Genomic DNA, 8,609 nt, shown 5'->3' on the forward strand with positions numbered 1-8,609 from the left:
AGGTCGGCCCGGCATGAGCGTCATGATCGCGACGGCGTACATGGAGGAGGCGGCGAGCTTCGACTGGTTGGTGGCGATGGCGGCCGGCCGTGTGCTGGCCACCGGTTCCCCTGAAGATCTTCTCACGCGCGGCGGGACGGCCTCGCTCGAGCGGGCGTTCATCGCCTTGCTGCCGAAAGAGGAGCGGCGGATTCATCGCCCCCTGGTGATTCCTCCCCGCGCGGGGAGCGAAAAGAGCGATATCGCGATCGAGGCGAAGGACCTGACCAAGCGGTTCGGCGAGTTCGTCGCGGTGGACCATGTGACGTTTCGCATCGAACGAGGCGAGATTTTCGGTTTTCTCGGCTCCAACGGTTGCGGCAAGACGACCACCATGAAGATGTTGACCGGTCTCCTGCCCTCGAGCGAGGGGCAGGCCCGGCTGTTCGGCCGGACGGTCGATCCGAACGATCTCGCTGTTCGGCGGCGGGTCGGCTACATGTCGCAATCATTTTCGCTCTACTCGGAGTTGACGGTCCGCCAAAATTTGGCGCTGCATGCCCGGCTGTTCCATATCCCGGCCGGCGAGATCCCCGATCGAATTGCCGCCATGGCGGAACGGTTCGATCTCGCCGACGTGATCGACGCGCTGCCCGATGCGTTGCCGCTGGGCCGCCGCCAGCGCCTCTCGTTGGCGGTCGCGATGATCCATCGGCCGGAGTTGCTCATTCTCGACGAACCCACGTCCGGCGTCGATCCGATCGCCCGCGATGCCTTCTGGCGGATCATGATCGAACTGGCCCGCCGAGATAAAGTCACCATTTTCATCTCGACCCATTTCATGAACGAAGCGGAGCGCTGCGACCGTATCTCCTTGATGCATGCGGGCCGCGTGTTGGTGAGCGGCTCCCCAGCGGCTTTGAAAGAGGAGCGCGGGGTCACGAGCTTGGAAGATGCGTTCATCGCCTATCTGGAAGAGGCCGCCCCGCAAGAGCGGAATCCAGAGGAGCCGGCGGCGACGGCAGATCATGCAAGGCTTCCGGTCTCGACATGGTCCGGCGCCGCGCGCCCGAGCCCGTCATCGGAGGCTTTTCCAGCCAAGCGACGATTCGATCCGCGCCGACTGCTCAGCTATACCAGGATCGAATCGCTGGGGCTGCGCCGAGATCCTATTCGCGCCACCTTGGCTCTGGCGGGAAGCGTTGTATTGATGTTCGTCATGGGATACGGCATCAGCATGGATGTCGAAGATCTCCCATTTGCCGTGCTCGATCGCGATCAGACCGTCGCCAGCCGCGAGTATGTGTTGAACATCGCCGGCTCCCGTTATTTCATCCTGCGTCCGCCGCTGTCCGATCATGCCGAGCTCGATCGACGCATGCGGGCCGGGGAGTTGAGCTTGGCTCTGGAAATTCCCTCCGGGTTTGCCCGCGATCTGGCCCGGGGCACAAGGGTGGAAATCGGCGCCTGGATCGACGGGGCCATGCCTCAACGAGCCGAAACCGTGCAGGGCTACGTGCGAGGCATGCATGCCCACTGGTTGACCGGGACGGCTCCGCGAGGGCCGGGAGGGCCGCCGTCAGCCGAGGTCGTGTCGATCGAGACGCGCTTTCGCTATAACCCGGACGTGAAGAGCCTGGTGTCGATGGTGCCGGCCATGATTCCAATCCTATTGATCCTGATTCCGGCCATGCTCACCGCGCTCTCGGTCGTACGCGAGAAGGAGACGGGCTCGATCGTGAATTTTTATGTCACGCCGGTCACCAGGCTGGAGTTTTTGGTGGGGAAACAATTCCCCTACGTTGCTCTCGCCATGCTCAACTTCCTGCTGCTCGCGGCATTGGCCGTCACCGCCTTCGACGTGCCGCTGACCGGCAGTGTCACCGCGCTCACGACGGCGGCTTTCCTGTATGTCCTATGCTCGACCGCCATGGGTCTCGTCATGTCTTCGTTCATGCGCAGCCAAATCGCGGCTATTTTCGGCACGGCCCTTTTGACGATGGTGCCGGTCACGCAGTTCTCCGGATTGCTGGATCCGGTGTCCTCGCTGGAAGGGATCGGCGCGCTCATTGGTCGCGTGTACCCGACGACGCATTTCCTGACCATATCCCGGGGCACGTTCTCCAAAGCGCTCGGATTCGCGGACTTGCCGGAGGCATTCCTCTCACTTCTGCTTACCGCGCCGGTTCTGCTGCTGCTGGGCGTGGCGTTACTGAGAAAGCAGGAGAAATCCTGAATGCGTCCCGCCAATATCCTGCATCTGGGCATCAAGGAGTTGCGCAGCCTGAGCCGGGACCGGATCATGATCATCTTGATCGTCTATACGTTTTCTCTCGGCATCTATGCCGCCGCGACGGCGAAGCCGGAGACGCTCAACAAGGCGCCGATCGCCATCGTGGATGAAGACCGCTCTCCGCTTTCCGCCCGCCTCATCAGCGCGTTTTATCCGCCGCATTTTCTTGCGCCCGCGTTGATTCAACATGCGGGCATGGACGAGGGCATGGATGCCGGGCGGTTCACGTTCGCGGTCAACATTCCTCCGGATTTGCAGCGCGATGTTTTGGCCGGGCGCGCACCGGCCATCCAGTTGAATGTCGACGCCACGAGGATGAGCCAGGCGTTCGTCGGCAGCGGCTATGTCCAGTCCATCATCACGGATGAGGTGAGAGAGTTCGTCCGCCGCTATCGCGAGACACCGGTGGCGCCGGTGGATCTTGCCCTTCGGGCGCGCTTCAATCCGTCGCTGGATCCCAGTTGGTTCGGCTCGGTCATGCAAGTCATCAACAACGTGACGCTGTTGTCCATCGTCTTGACCGGAGCCGCGCTCTTGCGCGAGCGGGAACGAGGCACGATCGAGCATTTGCTGGCCATGCCGGTCACGCCGTTTGAAATCATGAGCAGCAAGGTTTGGGCGATGGGGCTTGTCGTATTGTCGGCCTGCGCCGCTTCGCTCGCATTCGTCGTGCAAGGGCTGTTGGCCGTGCCGATCGGAGGGTCAATCCCTCTATTCCTCGGCGGCACCGCGCTGCACCTCTTCGCGACAGCCTCGCTGGGCATTTTCATGGGCACGGCTGCGCGCTCAATGCCCCAGTTCGGAATCCTGGTGATCTTGGTCGTGCTGCCGCTCCAGATGCTGTCAGGTGCGTCCACGCCGCGCGAAAGCATGCCCGAATTCGTGCAGCAGATCATGTGGGCTGCTCCGACCACGCATTTCGTCTCGCTCTCCCAGGCGATCTTGTATCGCGGCGCCGGTTTTGAAATCGTGTGGCGGGAGTTCATCGCGCTGGGGTTCATTGGAATCATTTTCTTTACGATCTCCCTGGCTCTGTTCCGGAAGGCCATCAATACGATGGCGTGACCTTCCAATCGATGTGCCCTGGCAGCCGCCTTGCCGATAGTCACATAGTCACGCGGCAAGTCCGCCATGTTCGACGTCACGAGCGTCGCGCCTTGTTCCCGGAGTTCCTCCGCACGGCCTGTCCGGTCGACGCCGATGACGAGTCCGCCCCCCGTTGCGCCCGGCTTACGCCGGCGACGGCATCTTTCATGACAATGAGCCAAACTGAGCTCGCAAAACAGCCAAACTCCGCTGTTGGAACGGTGTTCACTCCGGCTCGCTTATTGAGCATCCGTACCCATGACCTTCCATTCCGTATCCTCAGGTAGAATATTCACAACATATTGATTATATTGATATTTTTATTCTATTTTCGGTGTGATGTTCATGCTAAAATCCGTCTGCTGCTTTCTTTACGCCATGGAGTCTCTCCTGGTGCTAAGGAAATGGGGGAGGTGATGTGGCCATCACCTCCCCTTTCTTTTGCCGCGCCGTCTCTTCGTTCCCCAGATCGCAGCCTGCCGGTCATTTCGTCCTCTTTTGACTTATTCTTCATCTCATAAGGTGCGCGTCGTGGATGTAACCGGTTGATCCGGGATGTCATCCCGATGGAGGGCTGGACCGTGAAGGGCAGCTCTTCTCATTGACGGTTCCTCGGGTGGTCGAATCTCTCGGAAGCGTTGTCGAGGACGTGTTGGATCGGACAGTGATTCGTGTGATGCGGTCCGTGGGCTAGGAGGAATCAAGGACGTGGGGTGGTGAGGAGGCGACGTGGCCGACGCCTCCTCAGGGTGCGATTCGTGCTACTTCTTTTTCTTGGCCGCCTTCTTGGCAGGCTTCTTGGCTGCTTTCTTCGTTGCCATGAGTACTCTCACCTCCCTTCGATTTCAAAAATGGTAGTTGTATCTGTGATATAGCAGAATTTGTGCCGCGAGTAAAATTTTACTCGACACAACTTGGTCCGGTCGGCGGAAATAGTGATCAACCCTCATCTGGTGATGTGGGATGTGAATTCCGTCCCGGCCGATCCAATGGTCACGGGACAAGTTCCGCCATGTTCGACGTCACGAGCATCGCGCCTTGTTCCCGGAGTTCCTCCGCATGGCCTGTCCGGTCGATGCCGATGACGAGTCCGAACCCCCCGTTTCGCCCGGCTTGAACGCCGGCGACGGCATCTTCCACGACAATGGCCCGCGCCGGTTCCACGCCAAGGCGCCGTGCCGCTTCCAGAAAGCCGTCCGGGGCCGGCTTTCCCTTCAAATGAAGCCGCGCGCTCTCGACGCCGTCAATTCGAACATCGAAGCAATCGGTCAAACCGATGCGTTGCACAACAGCCGCGGTGCTCTTGCTGGCGGACACGACCGCCGTGCGAAGTCCCTGCGCCCGAACCGCTCGTAGAAAGCGCACCGCATCCTCGTACACCTTGACGCCGTGCTCTTTCAGATGAGCCTGAAAATAGCGATCTTTTTTATTGCCGAGCCCATGGATCGTCTCCCGGTCCGGGCCATCTTGAGGCTCGCCGTAGGGCAAGGTGATGCCACGGGACTCGAGAAAGCTTTTCACCCCGTCCTGCCGGAGCTTACCGTCCACATACCGGCGATAATCCTGATCGATATCGAACGGTACAAAGGTGCTGTCGTCGCCGGACGATCTGGCTTGTAAATATTCGTCGAACAAGCGCTTCCAGGCTGCGGCATGGACGGCTGCCGTCTGCGTCAGGACTCCATCAAGGTCGAAAAGCACGGCGTCAAAAACCTTCAGGTCCACTCTCATTTTTCACCTCATGATAGCTCCGTCCTAAGGGGATTACCGTGTGGTCTCGGCATGCTCGTATGCTAGCATTTTCTTCCTATGTAATGGTAAGGGTCATGATCAAGAAATCAATCCTCCACGCGCCTGCCTCGGAAGGATGGGCAATGACATTGTCGGATATGTTCAGCTCGATTAATGTGCCGGGCTCCGTCGATCCAAGCTGGGTTCTGATCGAAGAAGGCTTCACTCTCGCCAGGGAGCGCGAGGTGGAGTCGCTGTTCACCCTGTCGAACGGATATGTGGGAACCAGAGGCTCTCTGCCGGAAGGCACGAGTTTATCGGCGCCCGCGACACTCCTTGCCGGCGTGTACGAGGCGATCGATCCCTCGGCCGGTTCTCTTGAACTCGCCAACCTTCCGGACTGGACCCGGCTTCAGATTCTCGTTGAGGGTCGTCTGCTGTCGCTCGAAAGCGGAGAGATCGTGGAACATCGACGCGTCCTTGACCTTCGTCACGGATTGTTGTTGCGCCGATGGCGGCATCAAGATGGCACAGGCCGGGTCACAGGCCTGCAATTTATGCGTCTTGTGTCGCTTCATGATCGACACCTCTTCGCGCAATCCGTCGGCGTTACGCCTGAAAACTATGCCGGCACCATCGCGATCGAATGCTCCTGGGAACACGTACCGGGGGGAACGGTGTGGCGTCCGAAGATTGAGGGTGAGACGGTCCTGATCGAAGGGGCGACGACAAGGGGAGCGACGATCGCCATGGCGCATCGAAGCGAGGTCCGTCTGGAGGCAGGTTCGGCTGTGAAACGAACGACCGACATTCAAACCGGCGGACTGGTGGAGCGTTGGGCATGCCCGGCCAAGATGAACGAAGCGGCCACGTTCACGCGGTTTGCCGCCGTCTATTCGTCCCGCGAGACGGACGATCCGGCCGTTTCAGCGAGCAGGCATGTGCGGCGGGCTTACGAGGCCGGCTTGGAAGCTCACCTCGCGCCTCATATACGTGCATGGGAAGATCGCTGGCGCGCCGCCGGTCTGGAAGTGACCGGAGACGAGTCGGCGCAACAGGCGCTCCGCTTTGCGCTCTATCATCTCAATAGCGCCGTGAATCCGAACGATGAACATGTCTCCGTGGGAGCGCGGGGCCTCACCGGGTCCGTCTACAAAGGGCATGTATTTTGGGACACCGAAATCTATCTGCTCCCTTTCTATACCTTCACATATCCGGCGGCGGCGCGGGCGCTGTTGATGTACCGTTTTCACACCTTGCCGGCTGCGCGAGACAGGGCGCGAAGCTTCGGTTACGAGGGAGCCCTGTATGCCTGGGAGTCGGCGGATACCGGAGACGATGTGACGCCGGCCTCCGTCGTGGCGCCCAACGGCGAGGTGGTGGAAGTGCTGACCGGCATGCAGGAGCACCATATCAGCGCGGATGTCGCCCATGCCGTCTGGCAATACTGGCAAGCGACGGCCGATGAGCCGTTCTTTCTGACGGCAGGGATCGACATTCTCGTCGAGACCGCCCGGTTCTGGGCGACCCGCGGTCGGCTGGAGCAGGACGGACGGTACCATATCCGGACCGTCATCGGACCGGATGAATACCATGAGTCAGTGGACGACAATGCCTTCACGAACGTGATGGCGCAATGGAACCTGGAACGAGCGGCGGAGGCCGTCGAATGGATCCGTTCCAGCCGTCACGATGCCTGGCGGACCGTTGCCGAGCGCCTGCGGATCAAGCCTGACGAAGCGGACGCCTGGCGCCGGATCGCCGGCGCGATGGTGACCGGATTCGATCCTCGGACGAATCTGTTCGAGCAATTTGCCGGGTTCTTTCGGCTCGAGGATCTCGATCTCGAGGCGTACCGCGCGAGGACCGTTCCGATCGATGTGATTCTCGGACGCGAACGAACTCAGCGCTCGAAGGTCGTGAAGCAGGCGGACGTCATTGCGCTCAGCGCGATTCTCTGGGAGCGGTTCCCTTACGCCGTGCATGACGCCAACTTTCGTTACTATGAGCCTCGCACGGCCCATGGCAGTTCGCTGAGTCCTTCCTTCCACGCATTGGTGAGCGCCCGACTCGGCAATGTCGATTTGGCGTTGCGCTATTTCCGCGAAGCCGCGGCGATTGATTTGTCAAACCATATGGGCAATGCATCCGGAGGCGTCCACATCGCATCCCTCGGCGGCTTATGGCAGACCGCGGTCTTCGGCATGGGAGGCGTGAGATTTCGAGACGAGGGGCTGATCCTCGATCCGCATCTCCCGGCGTCCTGGAAGACACTGTCGTTTTCGCTTCAATGGAGAGGGCGGGAGGTCGCGATCATGATCAATCGTGAGCCCGCGCAGGTCACCGTGGATCTGCGGGCCGGCGAGCCGATGATCATCAAGCTGGGTCAGGAAATGGTCCGGACAATCGACTCGACGCATTGCTTTACCGCGCGTGTGTCGGGATCGACCTGGAGCGGGTGGGAAGAATCGAGCCGGTCACTCCGAACATAGGCAGGAAGGCGATCCGTGAACCGCGAAAAGCCATACACGGAGACGGAACCTCGCTCCACGGATGCCGCGGGGTCGCCACCTCCGACAGTTCTCGTGCCGCTGTACGGATCGGCTCGCGCGATCGATGTGCTGCCCGTCGCTCAGGGCCTTGCCAAGCTGATACAGGCAACGATCCATATTGTTTATGTCTCGTCATGGCCGCTGCCCTCCGGATCGAGCCGTGACACACTCGGGTTGGCGAAGGAAGAACTTTCCGGCGCCGTCCTCGATCGACTCACCGGTCCTCCGGAGTCGGTCATCATTGCCGAAGCCAAGAAGCGGGAAAGTGGTTTCATCGTCATGTGCGCCCATTCCGAGGCCGACGAACATGAAGGAGGATTCGGCGTCATAGCTCGCGAAATCCTGTTACACGCGCCTTGTCCGGTCGTGCTCGTTCCGGCGGGGCGTGGGCAAATGCCGTGGTCGCTCCGACGATTGTTGGTGCCTCACGACGGCACCCCTGCGAGCGCGGGCAACATCCGTCCGGCGAGCGACCTCTGCCTTCGTGCGCGAGGCGAAATGACCATCCTTCACGTGGCGTCTGCGGCGGCCTCGCCGGCGGAGGAGCCGGGAACGTTCAACACCCCGCGTTATGTGGATCAACCGCAGCATGAATGGCCGGCATGGGAAGCCGAGTTTCTCGATCGTGTCCGCGCGATAGGAAGACCTCGCTGCGGCGTGAAGCTGCGGACCATACTCTGTATCGAACAGATCGGCGCGGCTATTGTGCGATTCGCGTCCGGCGATAAGAGCGATCTCATCGCGCTGGCCTGGCGCATGCGCCTCGACCCGACCCGAGCCCTGACCTTGCGGCGGATCGTTCAACAAGCCTCCTGCCCGGTCGCGATCTACCCGATCAATGTGGAGAATCCGAATGGACCGGCAGCCCGGTGATGACTATGCCGGTTTCAAACGCTCGTCATTCGTAGTATTCGGGCTAGTGTCCTGAGTCTGAAGTCATGGGTATAAGTGGTGCGTGGGTTGTGCCC

The 8,609-nt window shown here is 60.5% G+C and carries 5 protein-coding genes; 4 read left to right on the forward strand and 1 reads right to left on the reverse strand.

The window, feature by feature from the left end; all coding sequences use genetic code 11:
• Both rbbA and ACOSYY_RS11505 read left to right on the forward strand, forming a co-directional pair.
• Positions 1-2,215 (forward strand): ribosome-associated ATPase/putative transporter RbbA (gene rbbA, locus ACOSYY_RS11500; protein ID WP_421662517.1); only part of this gene is annotated, 2,215 nt, incomplete at its 5' end.
• Positions 2,216-3,337: an ABC transporter permease gene (locus tag ACOSYY_RS11505; RefSeq protein ID WP_421662518.1), complete on the forward strand. Its 1,122-nt coding sequence runs from the start codon at positions 2,216-2,218 to the stop codon at positions 3,335-3,337. It begins immediately after the preceding gene.
• A gap of 1,014 nt (positions 3,338-4,351) precedes the next feature.
• Here the strand turns inward: ACOSYY_RS11505 and ACOSYY_RS11510 are convergent.
• Positions 4,352-5,089: an HAD family hydrolase gene (locus ACOSYY_RS11510; protein WP_421662519.1), complete on the reverse strand. Its 738-nt coding sequence runs from the start codon at positions 5,087-5,089 to the stop codon at positions 4,352-4,354.
• 95 nt (positions 5,090-5,184) lie between these two features.
• Between ACOSYY_RS11510 and ACOSYY_RS11515 the strand changes: the two genes are divergently transcribed.
• Positions 5,185-7,581, forward strand: coding sequence for a glycoside hydrolase family 65 protein (locus tag ACOSYY_RS11515; protein ID WP_421662520.1), 2,397 nt, complete (start codon positions 5,185-5,187; stop codon positions 7,579-7,581).
• 15 nt (positions 7,582-7,596) lie between these two features.
• Positions 7,597-8,514: a universal stress protein gene (locus ACOSYY_RS11520; RefSeq protein WP_421662521.1), complete on the forward strand. Its 918-nt coding sequence runs from the start codon at positions 7,597-7,599 to the stop codon at positions 8,512-8,514.
• The last annotated feature ends 95 nt before the right edge of the window (positions 8,515-8,609 follow it).

This window comes from Nitrospira sp. BLG_2 (genome assembly GCF_049222245.1).

Bases quoted from the DNA above. Each gene is read 5' to 3' on its own strand.
- ACOSYY_RS11505 (WP_421662518.1), top strand. From the start codon at position 2,216: ATGCGTCCCGCCAATATCCTGCATCTGGGCATCAAGGAGTTGCGCAGC.
- ACOSYY_RS11510 (WP_421662519.1), bottom strand. From the start codon at position 5,089: ATGAGAGTGGACCTGAAGGTTTTTGACGCCGTGCTTTTCGACCTTGAT.
- ACOSYY_RS11515 (WP_421662520.1), top strand. From the start codon at position 5,185: ATGATCAAGAAATCAATCCTCCACGCGCCTGCCTCGGAAGGATGGGCA.